Source organism: Pyxidicoccus sp. MSG2 (genome assembly GCF_026626705.1).
Taxonomy (GTDB): domain Bacteria; phylum Myxococcota; class Myxococcia; order Myxococcales; family Myxococcaceae; genus Myxococcus.
This window is the reverse complement of sequence record NZ_JAPNKC010000001.1, coordinates 10,490,496-10,507,016: the sequence shown is the minus strand read 5'-3', so window position 1 is coordinate 10,507,016 and position 16,521 is coordinate 10,490,496. Positions and strand designations below refer to the sequence as shown.

Below are 16,521 nucleotides of genomic sequence, written 5' to 3'. Positions count from 1 at the left end.
AGGTAACCCCCGGTTCTCCTTGGAGAATCGGGGGTTTGTTGTTTCAGGGCCTCCCTCACAGGTTCCGCTGCAGCCGCTCCTGGGCCTTCACGATGGCCGCGGTGCGCGTCGTCACCTCCAGCTTGGCGAACACGTTCCGCAGGTGCCACTTGGTCGTGGAGAGCGCCACGTTGGAGCGCTCGCTGATCTCCTGGTTGCTCAGCCCCTGCGCGAGCAGCTTGAGCATCTGCAGCTCGCGCTCCGTGAGCGGCTCCAGGGGCGCGCTGGGGGGAGCCGCGAACTCGGCCGGCACGCTGTCCCCCGCCGACAGCAGGTCCTGGAATCGCTCGGTGTACCGGGCCGGCATCGCGTAGCTCAGCTTCCGCTGGGTGGCGGCCGCGACGATGACCTCCTGCAGGCCCGGCGTCTCATCGAACACGCTGCGCCCGAAGCCGAACCGCTGCACCAGCGCGAAGCCGCGGTTCAACGCGGCGAAGGCCGCCGGTGCGTCTCCCGCCCGCCAGTGGCACACCGCAATCGCCGCCAGCAGCGCCGTCTCGCGGGACACGTAGCCCACGTCATGCGCGCTGGCGCGCAGCGTCTCCAGAATCGCGTGCGCCTTGCCGTGCCGCCCGCGCGCCATCAGCACCCAGGCCTGCGCCAGCCCGAGCCGCTCCCACGTCTCGTCGTAGAAGCGCTTCTCGCTCCACTCCCCCCGCCGCATCCGCTCGCCCAGCTCGAACTCCTGTGCGACGACCCGCATCCGCGCGGGCGACTGCTCCACCAGGAAGAGGCGGATCTTCTCGCCGCAGACATGGGCGAGGAAGCGCGTCTGGTGACTGACCTCGAGGACGCTGTGGAGGTAGTCCAGGAGCCGGTAGGCCTCCGCGTACTTCCCGCGAATCGTCTTGATGCGGGCCAGCATGAAGTAGGCGAGCGAGAACGTCTCGAACACGGGCGCCTGCGACAGCAGCGGGAGCACCTCGACGCAGAGCGCCTCGGCCTCGTCGAGCCGGTTCTGCTCGTAGCGGGCGTTGGCCAGCGCCGTCGCCGCGTTCACCCACACCGGGTTGCGCCGCCCGCGGCTCGCGCGCGCGAAGGACTCCTCGCACCGCTCCGCAGCGTCCTTCATCTTCCCCTGCGCCCGGTCCGCCAGCGCGACGAGGGAGTCCGTGTAGCCGACCAGGAAGGGATTGTTGAGCCCCTGCAGCGTCTCCCGCGCGCTCAGCGCGAGCCGGCGCATCGCATCGAACCGGTTCATCCGGAGCGCCTGGTAGGCCTTCGCCGCCAGCACCGCGCCCGCCATGAAGACGTCCGGTTCCTCGGAGCCCGGCGACGCATCCAGCTCGAGGCCAGCGCCCGGGGCCGAGTCGGACAGGATGGCGTGGAGCAGCGTGAGGTGGGTGAGCCGCTTCGACAGTCGCTCGCGCTCCGGGTCCGCCGCCGCGTGGGCCGTCTCGAGGCGGTGCTGCGCGTCCTGCAGCGCCGACGTCGCATGCGCGAAGCGACGGGACAGGATGAGACACGCGATGTGCCCCACGCAGAGGGCCGGCGAGCGGATGACCTCCTCCGCCGTCAGCTTCGCCGTCCAGTGGAGCACGGAGGCAATCTCGCCCTCGCGCATCCACGCCTCCACGCAGCGCGCGGTGAGCTCGAGACACCAGCTCCTGTCTCCCGAGGCGAACGCGTGCGTCAGCGCCTCGTCCGGCAACTGGTGCTCGGCGAACCACGCGCTCGCCGCGCGGTGCAGCCGGGGCACACACTCTCCGAATTCGCACGCGAGCTGGGCCCGCAGCACGTCGAGGAACAGCGGATGATAGCGGTACCACTGGTGCTCGGTGTCGAGCGGCTGGATGAACAACTGCGCCCGCTCCAGGTTCGCCAGCAGCGCCGGGCCGTGGGTGATGCCCATCAGCGCGTTGCACAGATCGCCGTTGACGTGCTCCACCACCGAGCTGAGCACCAGGAACTCGCGCACCTCGTCGGCCTGCTCGCGCAGCACCGCGTCCGCGAGGTACCTCGCCACATCGTGGTTGGAGCCGATGGCCTTGCGCAGCGCATCGCTCACGCTCGCGTGCTCACCCGCCGACAGCAGCGCCAGCTTCACGCCGGCGACCCACCCTTCCGTGCGCGAGCGCAGGTAGTCGACGTCCTCGGGCGTGAGCGCGGCACCGCACATGCGCTGGCCCAGCTCGCGGATGGCCTCGCCGTCCAGGCTCAAGTCGCGCCCGTCGAGCGTCACGAGCTGCTCGGTGAGCTTCAGCTTCGCCAGGTCCAGCTCGGGCAGGTGGCGCGAAGAGACGACCCAGTGCACGTGCGGCGGCGAGTGGTCGAGCAGGTACGAGAAGGCCCGCACCAGCGAGCGCTCACGCAGCACGTGGAAGTCGTCCAGCACCACGACGAGCTCGCGCCCCAGGTTCCACAGGCTCCGCAAGAGGACGGAGGTCGCGTGGTCCGGCTCGCTCGCGCTGTACGCGTCGAAGTCCGGAGCGGCCCGGCGAATCGCCCCGACCAGGTACGAGAAGAACCGCTCGGGCGCGTTGTCCTGCTCGTCGAGCGACAGCCACGCGAGCAGGTGCGTCGCGCGCGCTTCCCGGCACCACTGCGTCAGCAGCGTCGTCTTGCCCGAGCCGAGCGGCGCCGTCACCAGCACCAGCTTGCCGCTGACGCCCTGGTCGATCTTCCGCAGCGCGGCGCCCCGCGTCACCAACACGGACGCCGTCTGCGGCGGGGAGAGCTTCGTCGGCAGCAGATGCGAGTGCGGCTCACCCGAGGGCGCCAGGTCCTCCGCCGCGCCCGCCGGGGCTGACGCTGACGCACGACGGCTCCCCGCTGCGTTTCGAAGGCTCGGCATTCGCACGCTCCCCTTCGGCCGGTTGCGTCAGCAAGTAGATCACGGAAGACGCGTAAATCGACCGCGGCCAGAATGGGGAGAGCACACCGCCAGTGTCGCGAAGTCCACACCGCGACGCGTCACCACCCGGAATCCCCCGCCCTGACGGTAACCGTCTCGTCCCAACGGCGGGCGACGCGCCGTGTCAGCGGCCCCTGAGCATGGAGGGGGGCGTTTCCCCTCCCTTCGGTGGGGGCGATGTCGCGGAACCCCCTGGTAATTCCGGGACTGCAACGCTTCCCCGTCCCGAGGAGGTCCATATGGTGGGTACCCAGCAAGTGGGCGCGAGCAGGAGCCGCTGGCGCGCTCGCGCTGTTTCGTTGTGCGCCGCGGTGTCGTTGTTGGCCGCATTCACCGCCGCCGCCCAGTCGCCCTCGTTCATCGAGTTCGACAGCGCGCACGTCCGCCCGCTGGCCCTCTCTCCGGACGGGACGAAGCTGTTCGCCGTCAACACGCCGGACAACCGCCTGGAGGTCTTCTCCGTCACCAGCGCCGGACTCACGCTCCTCGCGGAAGTTCCGGTGGGCCTGGAGCCCGTCTCGGTCGTCGCGCGCAGCAACACGGAAGTCTGGGTGGTCAACCACCTCTCGGACAGCGTCAGCGTGGTGAGCCTGAGCGGCACGCCGCGCGTGGTGCGCACGCTGCTCGTCGGCGATGAGCCGCGCGACATCGTCTTCGCCGGCACCAACGGCTACGCGTTCATCACCACCGCGCACCGCGGCCAGCACCGCACCGACGCGTCCATCTCCAGCGTCCCCGGCGCGGGAGACCCGAAGCTCACCACGCCGAGCGTGGGTCGCGCGGACGTCTGGGTCTTCAACCCGGCCTCCCTGGGGACGACGCTCGGCGGCACGCCCCTGCGCATCGTCACGCTCTTCGGCGACACGCCGCGCGGCCTGGCCGTCAGCCCGGACAAGAAGACTGTCTATGCGGCCATCGCCCAGTCCGGCAACCAGACGACCACCGTCAACCTGGAAGGCGTATGCAACGGCTTCAATGAGTCGGGCATGTGTCTCGTCTTCCCCGACACCCTTCCCTGGGGGAACAACCTCATCCCGGGCGGTCTGCCCGGACCGTCCACGAACTTCGAGGGCAAGAAGGCGCCGGAGACCGGCCTCATCGTCAAGTGGAACGCCTCCGCCGGGCAGTGGCAGGACACGCTCGGCCGCAACTTCAACAACAGCGTGCGCCTGCGGCTGCCGGACAAGGACGTCTTCGCCATCGACGCGGACAGCCTGACGGAGAAGGCCTTCTACACGGGCGTGGGCACCACCATCTTCAACCTCGCCACCAACCCGAAGTCGGGCGCCCTCTACGCGTCCAACAGCGACGCCAACAACCCGATCCGCTTCGAGGGCCCGGGTGTGTTCGGCGGCAGCACGGTGCAGGGCAACCTCGCGAAGATGCGCATCACCGTCATCTCCGGTGGCGCCGTCTCCCCGCGCCACCTCAACAAGCACATCGACTACTCGAAGCTGGCCGGGAAGCCCGGCTTCGACCCCACGGCGAAGAACCACAGCCTCTCCACGCCGACGGAGATGGTCGTCTCCAGTGACGGCACGAAGCTGTACGTGGCCGCGTTCAGCTCCAGCAAGGTCGGCGTCTTCGACACGGGCGCGCTGGAGAGCAACGCCTTCGACCCGCGCACCGCGAGCGCCAACTACATCCCCGTCAGCGGCGGCGGCCCCAGCGGCCTCGTGCTGGACGAGGCGCGCAACCGCCTCTACGTGATGACCCGCTTCGACAACGCGGTGAAGGTCATCGACCTCGCCACCAAGGGCCAGGTGGCCTCGGCGCCGCTGTACAACCCGGAGCCCGCCTCCGTCGTGCAGGGCCGCCCGTTCCTCTACGACGCCACCTTCTCGTCGGCCAACGGCGAGTCGTCCTGCGCCAGCTGCCACATCTTCGGCGACAAGGACGAGCTGGCCTGGGACCTGGGCAACCCGGATGACGCCGTGACGGCCAACCCCATCGACAAGCGTCTCGCGAGCAGCCTCGAGATTGGCCTGTTCCGCACGTTCACCGGTCACCCGGGCTCGGATGTCAACGGCACTGGCGACCAGAACACCTTCCACCCGATGAAGGGCCCCATGACGACGCAGACCCTTCGCGGCATGACGCACCAGGGCGCCATGCACTGGCGCGGTGACCGCGCGAACGGCTTCTTCGGCGCCGACGCGTACGACGAGGAGCTGTCGTTCAAGAACTTCATCGTGGCCTTCGAGGGGCTGCTGGGCCGCGCGTCCATGCCAACCGAGGCGGAGATGAACAAGTTCACCAGCTTCCAGCTCCAGGTGCAGCTGCCGCCGAGCCCCATCCGCAAGCTGGACAACTCGCTCACCTCCGCGCAGCAGGCCGGCAAGGACTTCTACTTCGGCAGCCGCCGCGTGGATGGCATCGCGATTGGCGCCGACAACGGCTTCAACTGCAACGGCTGCCATGTCATCGACGGGGCGCAGGGCTTCTTCGGCACGGACGGAAAGTCGAGCTTCGAGGGCATCACCCAGATCGTGAAGATCCCCCACACGCGGAACATGTACACGAAGGTCGGCATGTTCGGCTTCCCGGACAACAGCTTCTTCACGCACCCCGAGTCGGGACAGATGGGAGACCAGATTCGCGGCTTCGGCTTCACGAACGACGGCGCGGTGGACACGCTGTTCCGCTTCTTCAGCGCCGTCGTGTTCACCAACACCAGCATCGGTGGACCGCTGGTGGGCTTCCAGAACGACACCCAGCGCCGCAACGTGGAGGACTTCATGCTGGCGTCCGATACCGACCTGGCGCCCATCGTCGGCCAGCAGATCACGCTCACGAATACCAACGCCTCCGCCGTCGGCGCGCGCATCGACCTGCTGATTGCGCGTGCCCGGGCCCCGTTCGTGTCGAAGATCCTCGGCGGCTCGACGTACGAGGCCGACCTGGTGGCGAAGGTGGCGCTGGCGGGCCGGGTGAAGGGCTACCTGTACGACCGTGCAGCGGGGACGTGGAAGCCGGACGACGGCGCCGTGAACATCACCACCACGGCACTCCGCGCGCTGGCGAACACAGCGGGCCAGGAGGTGACGTTCACCGCCGTCCCGCCGGGCTCCGGTACGCGCGTCGCCATCGACCGGAACCTGGACGGCAGGCTCGACGGCCAGTAGCCGGCACGCGCCGCGGGCCCTCACTCGCGGCGCTCCCGAGCACCCTTCCCCGTCCCCGGCTGCTGGTCGGGGGCGGGGTTTCTTCTTCCCGGCCGCTCAGTCCTCCGCCGCGCAGACGCCGTCCAGCGCGGTGCCCGAAGCTCCGGCACAGGTGCCGCCCTCGCAGTCCCTGTCCTCGAAGCACACCTCACCGTCCGCGCGCTGCTTCACGCACGTCCCGTATCGGTCCCCCGGGGTGAAGTGGCTGGAGCACGTCAGTGCCTCTTCGCACTCGGCGGCCACCGTGCACGCCTCGCCTTCGGCGCGCAGTGGGTAGTCACAGATGCCTCGGGGCGCCGGGCCGTCGTCCCCGCTGGGGAAGCTGCACACCAGGTCATCCGGGCACGCCGTCTGCGCGTCGCACGAATCTCCCAGCCCCTCCGCGCAGCCCAGGTTCAGCACCCCCACGCACAGCCACGACATCATCATCCGGCGCATCACAGCGAGGCCTCCAGGGCGAGCACCGCGGAACGGCCCGGCTCATCCACGCCGGAGCCATGGGTGCGGTACGTCGCATCGAACAGGTTCTGCAGCGTGAGCGCCGCCGACAGGCGCTTGCCCAGCTTCGCCCCCGCCCTCGCGCTGAAGACGATGAAGCCCGGCGTGCGCGCGCAGTCCGGCACCTCCGCGCAGGTGCGGATGTCCAGCAGGTCCGCCGCGGAGAAGTCATCCTGCGCCAGCGCCCAGCGCGCGGACCCCTCCAGGAAGAGCACCTCTCCCGGCTCCCATGTCGCGCGCACCAACCCGTTGAGCGGTGGCGTGCGGGACAGCGGCTCGAGGATGAGCGGCTCGCCCTCCGCCGTGAGGTCCCTGCGCTTCTGCTGCGTGTGCGTATACGTGGCGTGCGTCGCCAGCGTCACCGAAGGCAGCACCTTCACGGACACCGCGGCCTCCAGCGCGTGGATGACCGCCCGCTCGCGGTTCTGCCGCGTGAGGTACGGCAACCCGTCCGGATTGAGCTCCTGCCCGTCCAGCAGCGTCGGGACATTGCCCACCAGCCCGTCCACCACCGTGAAGGCATAGAAGACCTGCGCGCCCACCCGGCCCCGGTCCACGCGCGTGCCCACCTCGGCCGTATAGGACTGCTCGGGGTGCAAATCCCGCCCGGGCACGAGGTAGCCCGGGCCCTCCGCGCCCAGCCGCAGGTAGTCGTCGATGTTCGGCGCCCGGAACCCCGAGCCCAGGTTGAGCAACACCGAGACGCCCTCCGCCACCCGCTGCCGCACGCCCAGTTCACCGGCCAGGCCCACCGCGTTCTGCGTGATTGCGGGCAGCACCGGCAGCGGGACGCTCGCGTCGGGGAACAGCGCCGCGAGCCGCCCGTCCTCGGGCAGCGACACGCGGTGCAACTGCGCCCGCAGGCCCGCGTGGTACGAGAACGGACGCGCCACGTCGCTCGACAGCAGACCGAAGACTCCGGCCGCCAGCGCCGTGGGCTCCCCCGGGTAGCGCGCGTCCTCCGGCCGGGGCGAGAAGTCCAGCTCGGCCCCGGACAGCGCGCTGCGCCCGAAGGAGCTCGACGCCTTGTCGTGGAAGACCTCCGCCCCGAAGAGGGGCACCGGCGCGCCGGGCAGCGCGGACACCGGAGGCGCCTCGCCCTCCGCGCGCACGCCCACCGTCCACACGTCCACGTCGTCCCGCTCCAGCCTGTCGCGCGACACGCGGAAGCGGTCCACCTGCTCGCCCTGCCGCGTCACGCTGAACTCCACCGCGCCGCGCCGCAGCCAGCCCGCGCCCGTCTGCTCCAGCCGCGCGTGCCCGAAGTCGCGCACCTGGTCGCTGAAGCGCCGGAAGTCGCCCGGTACCGAGCGGTCCAACCTCGGCGCGTCCGACTGCCGTACGCCCTGGTACTGGAGGTACAGCTGGAGCCCCGGTCGCAGGCGCTGGCGCACCTTCAGCGCCGCGTCCCCTTCCTGGTAGCCCGTGTACCGCTGCACGCCCACGAGGTCTCCGCCGCGCAAGTCGTTGAAGTCGCGCAGCGAGAGGGCGCCGGCCACCGCCGTGTCCTGGAGCGACACGCCCGCGCGCAGGTGTCCCTGGAGGCTCGTGTCCGCGCTGCCCGCCATCGCGCGCACGGCGCCGATGGGCTCGGCCTCCGACGCGAAGCGTGGCCAGAAGGTGCGCACGTTGACGACGCCGCCCAGCGCGTCCGAGCCGTACAGCACCGAGCCCGGTCCGCGAACCACCTCCAACTGCTCCACGAGGAACGGGTCCACCGTGTTGAGGTACTGGTTGGGCCCCGAGCGCACCGTGCCGTTGTTCAGCCGCACGCCGTCCACCAGCAGCAGCACGTGCTGTCCGTACAGGCCGCGGATGATGGGCGCGCCGCCGCCGTGGTTCGTCTTCTGGAGGAAGACGCCCTCTGACTCGAAGAGCGCCTCGGGCGTGGTGCGGGCGGGCCGGTGCGACAGGTCCTCGCGCGTCACGACCGACATGGCGCGAGGCTGACTGGCTGTCGACTGGGGACTCCGCGTGGCCGTCACCACCGTCTGGGGAATGACCGGCTCCACGTCCGTCTCCGGCTCGGTGGCGGCGTCCCGCGCGGGGGCCTCCGATGTGCCAGGGGACTGCGTGTCAGCCGGCGCGGTGGGAGGCTCCACCGCGGGGGGCTGTTGCGCGCGGGCCGTGGCAAGGGGCGCGCCGGACAGGGCACAGCACGCCATCAGGACGAAGGGACGAAGGTGCATAGAGGGGGTGGGAGTCTCCTACAGCGGTTCCACTCAAGGAAAGACGCCGCCGTCACGCCGCGGTCCCACCCGCACCCTGTCCGCCTTCCGACGCTTTTTTTGACGGAAGTCCGGACCGCCCGCCTAATGCCGCGGACAGGTCGGTAGCGGCCTGTAGCAGCCACGCCCGGAGGAAGTCCGATGCAGGATGGAAGCGCCAGCCCCCTGAGCCCCGAGGCTCCATCGTCGCCGGCGGCCGCCGAGGCGCAAGTCGACGCGCGCGGCCCCGAGGCCGACATCGTCTCCACCCACGTCCTGGTGCCGGAGGAGCAGGTCCAGAAGCTCCGCGAGCTGGCCCGGCGCACCCGCATCCACCAGAGCGAGTACCTCCGCGAAGCCGTGGATGACCTGCTCGGCAAGTACGGCCGCGGCGCCGCCAAGGAGGAAGGCCAGTCATGAGCGCCGTCGCCCTCTCGCCGCGCTCGTCCCCGCGCACCCGCGAGCCCGCTCCCGCCGCGCTCGTGCGCGACTCGGACGCCGTGCGCACGCCGCGCACCCGCCTGGCCTCCGAGCGGCCGGCCTCCATCCGCGACGCCATCGTCCGCTGGCTCGACCAGGAGCTGTGAGCCCCGAGGCCGGCCCCTCCCTGGAGGCCGGTCCACGGGACGCGGTACGCTGGGGGCTCCCCTCTCACAGGAGTCCCCACACCCCATGCGTCTTCCCTTCCTGACGGCCACCCTGGCCTTCGCCGCCGCCGGCTGTGCGACCTCGGGTGGCTTCGACAAGCTCTACCCCGGCATGTCGTCCCAGCAGGTCGTGGAGGCGATGGGGAACGGCCCCTCGCGCGCGCAGGAGTTCCCCGACAAGTCCACCGCCTGGTACTACGGCGAGGACCGCTGCGTGCTCATGCGCGAGGACAAGGTGGTCTCCAAGGCCACCTCCGAGGACACCACCTCGGTGGACACGCCCATCGTCTCCGTGCGCGACACCTCGAGGGCGCTCTGCACGCCCGAGGGCTACGCGTCCAAGGAGAAGCGCGAGCAGGAAATCGACACGCCCTTCGGCACCTACAAGGGCAACATCGACCCGTCCTCCGCCGTGAAGAAGGTGAAGGGCATGGTGACGGGCAAGGAAGCGGCGCCCGAGAAGTCCGAGCAGGCCACCACGCCGGCGCCTTGAGTCACCCGCCGTTCCGACAGTCCCGGGGCCGCGCGCGAAGGTTCGCCGCGGCCCCGTGGCGTTTCACGGGCCCCGTCAGGCGGAGGGCGCCGCGGCCTCGCCTTCCTTGTCCAGCTTGCCGGCGATGTCCTTGAAGGACAGGTGGCCGACGGAGAGCAGGATGAGGCCCAGCCCCACCTGCTGCACCGTCTGGCACAGCCACATGACGTTGGCGTAGGCGAGCCCGCTGGCGTTCACCACCGCCGCCGGGAGGAAGAGGCCGAGGCCCACCTTGGTGGCGGCCTGGAAGGTGCCCATCATCCCCGGCGCCGCGGGAATCATCAGCCCCACCACCAGCACGCCGAGCACGACGTAGGCCTGGAAGAAGGACAGGGTCATCGGCTGGCAGGCCGTGCCCACCGCCGCGCCCGAACAGTCAAAGGCGTTGGCGAGCAGGGCCATGCCGAACCCGTTCACCCCCCAGTACAGCGCCGTGTAGAGGAAGAAGAGCGCGATGTGCTTGCCGTCGGGGAGCTGCCGCATGGCGCCGACGAAGGTATCGACGATGTCCGCCACCTTGTGGGCCACGCCCGGGGCGAAGCGGCCCACCGTGGCGCGCACCAGCCGCACCGTGCGCTCCTGCTGCCAGAGGCCGAAGAGGAGGAACGCGAGCCCGCCGCCGAACACGCCGAACAGCACCCAGGAGCCCCACTTGACGTAGCGGACCTCGGGCGTCTCGGTGGGGACGAAGAAGAGCAGTCCGCGCATCATCGCCGCGACGAAGAGGCCGTCGACGATTCGCTCCAGCACCACGGACGTCATGGCGGCGCTGCGGCGGATGGAGCTGCGCTGGGCGATGAGGAAGGGCCGTGCGAACTCGCCCAGACGGAAGGGCAGTACCAGCAACATCATGAAGCCGATGCCGGAGGCCTCGTTGAGCTTGCGGAAGGGCACCTTCTCCAGGCCCGACAGCAGGCACCCCCACCGCAGCGTGCGGAACAGGTGGATGGCGAGGAGGCAGCCGAAGTACGGCACCAGCCACGCGTAGTTGGCCGCCTTGAGGCTGGCAACCTGGGTGGCCCAGTCCGTGTCACGGAAGGCCCACCACATGAAGAGGAAGGTGACCAGCAGACTGGCCAGCAGCTTGACGGCGCGTTTCACGGCGGCCGGGTATACCGTCAGTCCGGGTCAGACTCCAGCGACTCTCCCGCGAGCAGCCGGGAGGGGTGCTCCCGCATGAGCCGGACGAAGGCCTGCTCCCCTGCCCTGCTCCGCAGCTCCGCCAGCGAGCGACCCACCCAATCCCGGGCTCCCACCGGGGCGTGCAGGTCCGTGGCGGCCACAGCGTACAGGCCGTCGTCCAGGAAGGCGCGGGCGAGCTTCTTCGGCATGGGGCCATAGCGGCCGGTGAGCGCCCCCACGTCGAGCTGGAGCAGCGCCCCCGCCCGGACGGCCTCCGCCGCGCGGCCCTTGCGCTCGAACTCCAGGCAGCGCTCGGGGTGCGCCAGCAGCGGCACCACGCCCTTGGTCCGGATGCGGAAGAGGATGTCCGGAAGGGCCGGCACGGGGGCGGTGTAGGGCAGCTCCACCAGCGCGTAGCGCCCGGGGCCCAGCGTGCGCGCGGACGGGGTGCCCAGGCCGCGCAGGAAGGCATCGTCGAGCACGTTCTCCGCGTTGCGCCCCAGCGTCAGGGGGATGCGCTCTCGCTCCAGGGCGGCGGCCAGCTCCGCGCGCTTCGCGTCCACCACGTCGACGGGGGCGTACTCGGGACGGGCGTGGGGGCTGGGGGCGACGGTGGAGAAGCCGAGGTCGACCAGGGCGCGCGCCATCTCCAGTGCATCCTCGAGGGAGCGGGCGCCGTCATCCACCCCGGGCAGCAGGTGGCAGTGCAGGTCGACGAAGCCGCTCACGCGTCTCCGCCCTGCCGGTCAGGGTGATGGGCGGAGGGCAGCTCGTCCTCCTGCTCATCCGCCTGGCGGTCGGGCACGCGGTACTCCTCGCCCAGCCAGCGGCCGAGGTCCACGGCGCGGCAGCGGCGGGAGCAGAAGGGGAAGGAGGCGTTCTCCGCGCGGGGAGCAACGGGCTTCTGGCAGATGGAACACTTCGTGGCGGGCATGATGGGCGTGCTCACTAGATAAGCGTTGACGCTCGCGCGGGCCAGGATGTTTCGTGCCCGGCCTCCAGCGCCAGAGGAGGTCTCCGCCATGAAGGTCCAGCGCATCACCGAGCCCGGTGGTCCCGAAGTGCTTGCCCTGGAGGAGCGCCCCGAGCCCGAGCCCGGCCCCGGCGAGCTGCGCGTGCGCGTGCGCGCCTCCGCGCTGAACCGGGCGGACCTGCTGCAGATTCGAGGCCTCTACGCCGCCACGCCGGACGTGCCACCGGACGTGCCGGGCCTGGAGTACGCGGGCGAGGTGACGGCCGTGGGCCCGCGCACGCGGCGCTTCAAGGTCGGCGACCGGGTGATGGGGCTGGTGGGCGGCGGCGCGTGGGCGGAGTCGCTCGTCACGCACGAGCGCGAGGCGCTGCCGATGCCGGAGGGCATGGACTTCGCGGATGCGGCGGCGCTGCCGGAGGCGTACCTGACGGCGTACGACGCGCTGGTGCTCCAGGGGGAATTGAAGCCCGGGGAGACGGTGCTGATTCACGCGGTGGCCAGCGGCGTGGGCTCGGCGGCGGCGCTGCTGTGCCGGGCCGCGGGCGCGCGCGTGGTGGGCACGGGGCGCAGCGAGGCCAAGCTGGCGCGGGCCTCCGAGTGGGGCGTGACGCGCACGGTGCTGTGTCAGTCCTCACCGCCGAGCTTCGCGGACGCGGTGCGCGCGGAGACGGGCGGCCGGGGCGCGGACCTGTGCCTGGACCTGGTGGGCGGCGACTACCTGTCCGAGTCGATGAATGCGCTCGCGCCGCGCGGGCGGATGATGCTCGTCGGCCTGGTGGCGGGAGTCCACACGGAGGTGAACCTGGGGATGTTCTTGATGAAGCGCCTGCGCGTCACCGGCACCGTGCTCCGCAGTCGCCCGCTGGAGGAGAAGATGGCGCTGACGCAGAGCGCGGAGCGGCACCTGTTGCCCTTGTTCCGCACCGGCGCGCTGAAGCCGGTGGTGGACGCGGTGCTGCCCATGGCCGAACTGCGTCAGGCCTTGGAACGCATGGAGCGCAACGACTCCGTGGGCAAGCTCGTGGTGCAGTGGGAGTGAGCCGGCCTACTTGATGTTGTTGATGACGGACATCGATATCTCATGCAGTTTCTTGAGCATGTTGCTGATGAACGCGGTCACCTCCTGCTGCTTCTGCAACATCAACTGCGCCTCGGCTTTCGGACGATCCTCCGGCTTCAGTGAGTTGAGGAAGTGGGTCTCGGCGCTGGTATTCGAGTTCAGGGTGCTCAGGGCCTTCCGCACGGCACCATCGACAGCATTCATGTGTCCCCCTCAGTGAGTGTTGAGAAGGCACAGGAGTGCGCATGCGCCGCGCGAGGGGCCACGCCCCCTCCAGGGCAACGAAGTGTCGGCCTACGGGCGCGCGCCCATGTCTGTCATTGCCGGTAGGGCCTCGGCGCCCGTGACGCCACGCAGGCGACACTGCTCCACCCTTGCGTTCAGTTAGGCAGGGAAGCAGGCGTTGCCATCATGGGCGTCGAAGCTCCCAGGTCATCCCCGCAGCCCCATGACCTCTGGCCTTGGCACCCCTCGCCGAGGCGCCGACAACCCTCAATCCCTTGCAGCCGTCGTGCGCTCCGAAGGGGACCCACCCGATATGAACACGAACGAGGCCATCGCTCCTCGCGGCACTCCCGCGCCCAGCAAGCCCCCGCCGGCCCCCGGTCAGCCCGGGCCCGGCACGCGCATCCATCACTACGAGCTCATCCGCCAGCTCGGCAGTGGCGGAATGGGCACCGTCTTCCTCGCGCGCGACACGAGGCTCGGCCGCCGCGTGGCCATCAAGCTCCTGCACACGCAGGATTCGCAATTCACCCGCCGATTCCTCATCGAGGCGCGCGCCACCGCGCGGTGCAGCCACGAGAACATCGTCATCATCCATGAGGTCGGCGAGGTCGGCGCAAGCCCATACATGGTCCTGGAGTTCCTCCAGGGCCAGCCCCTCAACAGGCTCCTCAAGGGCAGCCCACGCCTGCCGCCAGCGCGGGCCGTGGAATTGATGGTCCCCGTGGTGCGAGCCCTTGCCTGCGCCCACGCGCAGAAGATCGTCCACCGGGACCTCAAGCCCGAGAACATCCTCGTCACCGACTCGGGCACCATCAAGGTGCTGGATTTCGGCATCGCCAAGGTGCTCCAGACCGACGAGTCCCACGGGGAGACCTCGCCCAGGGCGATCCTCGCGGAGCTCTACCCGCGCTCCGTCACCGGCTCACGCGAGGACGCCGGCAATCTCACACGCCAGGGCGCCCTGCTCGGCACGCTGCCGTACATGTCTCCGGAGCAGTGGGGCAATGGCGTCGCCATCGACCACCGGACGGACATCTGGGCGGTGGGCATCATGCTTTTCCGCATGCTCGCGGGCAGGCATCCGCTGGAGCCGCTCTCCGGACCGCAGCTCATGATTACCGGCGTGCTCGACGAGCCCATGCCGCGCTTGCGTGACGTGGCGCCGGACACGCCCGTGGCGCTGGCCGCCGTGGTGGACCGCTGCCTGCTCAAACACAAGGAGGAGCGCTTCCCGGATGCCCTCTCGCTGCTGCGCGCCCTGGAGCCCTTCCTGCCCGGGCGGTACACCCGGGAGCTCCGCCTCGACGAGAACCCCTACGCGGGCCTCAGCTCCTTCCAGGAGGCGGACGCGAACCGCTTCTTCGGCCGCGCCAAGGAGACCGCCGCGCTGGTCCACCGCATCCAGGACCGGCCGCTGCTGGCCGTCGTCGGCCCCTCGGGCGCGGGCAAGTCCTCGTTCATCCGCGCCGGCCTGATGCCCGTCCTCAAGCGCTCGGGCGAGCCCTGGGAGTCCTTCATCATCCGCCCGGGTCGCCATCCCCTGGCGGCCCTGGCCAGCCTGGTGGCGCCCTTCGTCACCTCCTCTCCCTCGGTGGAGGAGGACATCCGCAAACAACAGCAGCTCACCGACCATCTGCGCTCCCAGCCCGGCTACGTGGGCGCGGTGCTGCGCAGCCGGGCCCGCCGCGAGCGCCGGCGCATCCTCCTCTTCGTCGACCAGTTCGAGGAGCTGTACACCCTGGTGCCCGACGCCAGCGAGCGCCGGGCCTTCACCGCCTGCCTCTCCGGCATCGCGGACGATGCCACCTCCCCCATCCGTGTCGTCCTCTCGCTCCGCTCCGACTTCCTCGACCGCATCTCCGAGGACGAGCGCTTCATGGCCGAGTTGGGCCAGGGCCTCTTCTTCCTCGGCAGCCCCCAGCGCGAGGGGCTTCGTGACGCGCTCGTGCAGCCGGCGGAGCTGGCCGGGTACCGCTTCGAGACTCCGGCCATGGTCGACCAGATGCTCGGGCACCTGGAGGCCGCGCCCGGAGCGCTGCCCCTGCTGCAGTTCGCCGCCACCCGGCTCTGGGAAGCCCGGGACACGCCCCACCGGCTGCTCACCGAGAGCGCCTATCAGAAGCTCGGAGGCATCACCGGCGCGCTCGCCACCCATGCCGATGGCGTCCTCTCCGGGCTGTCTTCCCAGGAGCACCTGCTGGCACGGGCCGTGTTCCTCCGCCTCGTCACACCGGAGCGCACGCGCGCCATCGTTTCGCTGGAGGAACTGCGCGAGCTGTCCCGAGAGGGCGAGGACGTGCAGCGACTGGTCGACCAACTCGTCCAGGCGCGACTGCTGGTCATCCAGACGGGAGCGGGTTCCAGTGGCGCTTCGGTGGAGCTGGTGCACGAGTCCCTCATCCTCGGCTGGCCCACCCTCCTCCGCTGGCTCGAGGAGGGGCAGGAGCACGCGGCCTTCCTGGACCAGCTCCGCAATGCCGCACGCCAATGGGAGGCCAAGAGCCGCGACAGCGGTCTGCTCTGGCGCGGGGAGATGGTGGATGAAGCTCGGCGCTTCCAGCGTCGCTACCGGGGAGAGCTGCCACAGCTTCAGCAGGCCTTCCTCGACGCGGTCTTCGCGGGCTCGGCGCGGGCGGCGAGGCTCAGACGGGCGGTGCTCGTGGGGACGACGGCCCTCCTCCTGCTGTTGGTCGTCGCGGCGGCGGTGGCACTGGTCGTCATCGGCAACGCGCGGCGCGAGGCCGAACGACAGGCCCGCCTGGCCCTGCACGCCGAAGCCGCGGCGCGCACCGCCGAGTCCATGGCTCGAGGCGCCGAAGCGGAAGCGAAACAGCACCTGGCGGAGGTACAGGCCAAGGAGCTGGAACGCAGGCAGGCCCAGCACCAGGCCGAGACAGCCAATGCCCAGGTCGAGCTCACGAACCTCGAGCTGTTTCAAAAGAACGATGCGCTGCGTTCCGCATTGAAGAGGGCTCAGCGCGCACAGCTGCGGGCCCGATTCGCGAAGGTGCGCGCCGAGAACAGCGCCGCCGCGGCACGAGAGGCCCGGGAAGAAGCCGAGCTCCTGTTGCGCCGTGAGCAGGAGCGGGCCCGGCGAATCGAAGCCGCGCTCGGCAGTCGGTTCATCGAACTCTTGAAGTGAGGCTCCCGTGAAAGGAACGAAGAATCCTGTCCTGTCTTTCGTGGCGATGGCGTGG

The 16,521-nt window shown here is 70.4% G+C and carries 13 protein-coding genes; 6 read left to right on the top strand and 7 right to left on the bottom strand.

Features of this window, described 5'->3' with window-relative positions:
* Positions 1-55: 55 nt before the first annotated feature.
* Entirely contained in the window at positions 56-2,833 is a 2,778-nt protein-coding gene (locus OV427_RS40990; RefSeq protein WP_267861665.1) for a LuxR C-terminal-related transcriptional regulator, read from the bottom strand.
* Positions 2,834-3,132: 299 nt separating this feature from the next.
* On the opposite strand from OV427_RS40990, the gene OV427_RS40985 reads away from it, so the two are divergent.
* Positions 3,133-6,018, top strand: a complete 2,886-nt coding sequence (locus OV427_RS40985) for a YncE family protein (RefSeq protein WP_267861664.1) — start codon at positions 3,133-3,135, stop codon at positions 6,016-6,018.
* A gap of 96 nt (positions 6,019-6,114) precedes the next feature.
* On the opposite strand, the gene OV427_RS40980 is transcribed toward OV427_RS40985, so the two are convergent.
* The gene (locus OV427_RS40980; protein ID WP_267861663.1) at positions 6,115-6,495 is read right to left on the bottom strand and encodes a hypothetical protein; all 381 of its coding nucleotides are present in this window, start codon (positions 6,493-6,495) and stop codon (positions 6,115-6,117) included.
* Positions 6,495-8,744, bottom strand: coding sequence for a TonB-dependent receptor plug domain-containing protein (locus OV427_RS40975; RefSeq protein ID WP_267861662.1), 2,250 nt, complete (start codon positions 8,742-8,744; stop codon positions 6,495-6,497). The genes OV427_RS40980 and OV427_RS40975 overlap by 1 nt, the downstream gene beginning before the upstream one ends.
* A gap of 180 nt (positions 8,745-8,924) precedes the next feature.
* On the opposite strand from OV427_RS40975, the gene OV427_RS40970 reads away from it, so the two are divergent.
* From OV427_RS40970 to OV427_RS40960, 3 genes are all read left to right on the top strand, one after another.
* Entirely contained in the window at positions 8,925-9,182 is a 258-nt protein-coding gene (locus tag OV427_RS40970; protein WP_267861661.1) for a ribbon-helix-helix domain-containing protein, read from the top strand.
* Positions 9,179-9,349 (top strand): hypothetical protein, encoded by a 171-nt coding sequence (locus OV427_RS40965; RefSeq protein ID WP_267861660.1) that lies wholly within the window; start codon positions 9,179-9,181, stop codon positions 9,347-9,349. Before OV427_RS40970 ends, OV427_RS40965 begins: the two co-directional genes overlap by 4 nt.
* Positions 9,350-9,434: 85 nt before the next feature.
* Positions 9,435-9,902 carry a hypothetical protein gene (locus tag OV427_RS40960; protein ID WP_267861659.1) on the top strand — a complete coding sequence of 156 codons (468 nt, stop codon included), beginning with the start codon at positions 9,435-9,437 and terminating at the stop codon, positions 9,900-9,902.
* A gap of 75 nt (positions 9,903-9,977) precedes the next feature.
* Here OV427_RS40960 and OV427_RS40955 read toward each other — a convergent pair whose 3' ends face one another.
* The 3 genes from OV427_RS40955 to OV427_RS40945 are packed head-to-tail and all read right to left on the bottom strand — an operon-like array spanning position 9,978 to position 11,997.
* A complete protein-coding gene (locus OV427_RS40955) occupies positions 9,978-11,042 on the bottom strand; it encodes a lysylphosphatidylglycerol synthase transmembrane domain-containing protein (protein WP_267861658.1) in 1,065 nt (354 codons plus the stop codon).
* A gap of 17 nt (positions 11,043-11,059) precedes the next feature.
* Positions 11,060-11,791, bottom strand: a complete 732-nt coding sequence (locus OV427_RS40950) for a tyrosine-protein phosphatase (RefSeq protein ID WP_267861657.1) — start codon at positions 11,789-11,791, stop codon at positions 11,060-11,062.
* Positions 11,788-11,997 (bottom strand): DNA gyrase inhibitor YacG, encoded by a 210-nt coding sequence (locus OV427_RS40945; RefSeq protein ID WP_267861656.1) that lies wholly within the window; start codon positions 11,995-11,997, stop codon positions 11,788-11,790. Before OV427_RS40945 ends, OV427_RS40950 begins: the two co-directional genes overlap by 4 nt.
* An 88-nt stretch (positions 11,998-12,085) precedes the next feature.
* Here OV427_RS40945 and OV427_RS40940 point away from each other — a divergent pair, with 88 nt between their 5' ends.
* Entirely contained in the window at positions 12,086-13,075 is a 990-nt protein-coding gene (locus OV427_RS40940) for an NAD(P)H-quinone oxidoreductase (protein ID WP_267861655.1), read from the top strand.
* Between the two features lie 6 nt (positions 13,076-13,081).
* On the opposite strand, the gene OV427_RS40935 is transcribed toward OV427_RS40940, so the two are convergent.
* Positions 13,082-13,300, bottom strand: coding sequence for a hypothetical protein (locus OV427_RS40935; RefSeq protein WP_267861654.1), 219 nt, complete (start codon positions 13,298-13,300; stop codon positions 13,082-13,084).
* A 334-nt stretch (positions 13,301-13,634) separates the two neighbouring features.
* On the opposite strand from OV427_RS40935, the gene OV427_RS40930 reads away from it, so the two are divergent.
* Positions 13,635-16,466, top strand: a complete 2,832-nt coding sequence (locus OV427_RS40930; RefSeq protein ID WP_267861653.1) for a serine/threonine-protein kinase — start codon at positions 13,635-13,637, stop codon at positions 16,464-16,466.
* Positions 16,467-16,521 lie beyond the last annotated feature (55 nt).